Consider the following 1,211-nt stretch of genomic DNA (forward strand, 5'->3'; position numbering starts at 1 on the left):
GTGTTCCCCGGCGCGGGGGATGCCGGGAGCGGGAGGGCTGGCCAGGGTTTCTTTGGGGCTCGGGCGCGGGCAAGGTGATGCGCACCTGGTACAGGCCGTCCTGCACGCCCGCCGTGAACTCGCCCTGCACGTCGTGCAGCAACGCCAGCCGTGCACGCACGTTGGCCAGCGCAATGCCGTGGCCCTTGCTGGTACCCGTACCGTTGTCGTCCGCCGCGCCATGGCGGCCATCCTTGGGGGGCAGGGTGTTGGTGATGCGCACCACCACACGGCTGCCGCGCAACTCGGTCAGCACCCGCAGCTTGCCGCCGCGTGGGCTGGGTTCCACGCCGTGTTTGACGGCGTTTTCCACCAGCGGCTGCAGCAGCAGCGGGGGGAGGCGTGCGTTGTTGGTGCGTGGGTCCAGGTTCCACTGCACCTGCAGGCGCTTGCCAAAGCGCACTTCTTCGATGGCCAGGTAGCGGCGCGCCAGCGTGATTTCTTCGGCCAGCGTGGTGGATTCACCCTGCTCGATGAGGGCCACGCGAAACAGGTCGGACAGGTCCTCCAGCAGCGATTCGGCCTTGGCCGGTTCTTCACGTACCAGGGCGATGGCGCTGTTGAGGGTGTTGAACAAAAAATGCGGGCGGATGCGCGACTGCAGCTCGGTCAGGCGCGCCGTGGTGGCGGCCGGGGTGCGGCCCCGTGCGCGCAGCACCAGGGCTGCCACCAGCATGGCGGCCAGCAGGGCACCCGTGGCCGCACTCGCCAGCCAGGGGGGCGAGGTGGTCATGCCCACCAGCGCCAGCATGCCGCAACCATATACCCCTGCCAGCGCCCCCAGCAGCACTCCCGCCGCGTATTGCTGCACGGTAGACAGGCGCTGCAACACCTTCTTGAGGCTGCAGGCCGTGATCAGCCACACCAGCGTGGCGGGCAGTGCGCCGCCTGTCAGCAGGGCCAGGCTGGTCAGCCACTGCAGCGGGCTGCTGGTGCCATACATGGCCCCCACACCTACCACCACTTCCACAAACAGCACGGCCCGCAACACCACGCCGACCTGGCAGGCGTCGAACACCAGCGCCCGCCCGCGGGGCGGCTGGGGGCTGCGCCGCCCACCCCGCGAAAGGGCCGAATCCTGTGGTGCAGGCGGGGTCGATAAAATTTGCGTGTTTTGCATTGCGGCGCCCGGGTTGTCCGGGTGTCTGAACCTCCGGATTATTGCCCTCCTT

General features: G+C 68.6%; 1 protein-coding gene. It reads right to left on the reverse strand.

Annotated elements, in window-relative coordinates:
• Positions 1 to 1,159: sensor histidine kinase (locus tag DBR12_RS19985; protein WP_108618845.1), on the reverse strand; the 1,159-nt coding region annotated here is incomplete at its 3' end.
• Between the last annotated feature and the right edge of the window lie 52 nt (positions 1,160 to 1,211).

This window comes from Acidovorax sp. HMWF029 (genome assembly GCF_003060895.1).
Classification (GTDB): Bacteria; Pseudomonadota; Gammaproteobacteria; order Burkholderiales; family Burkholderiaceae_C; genus Acidovorax.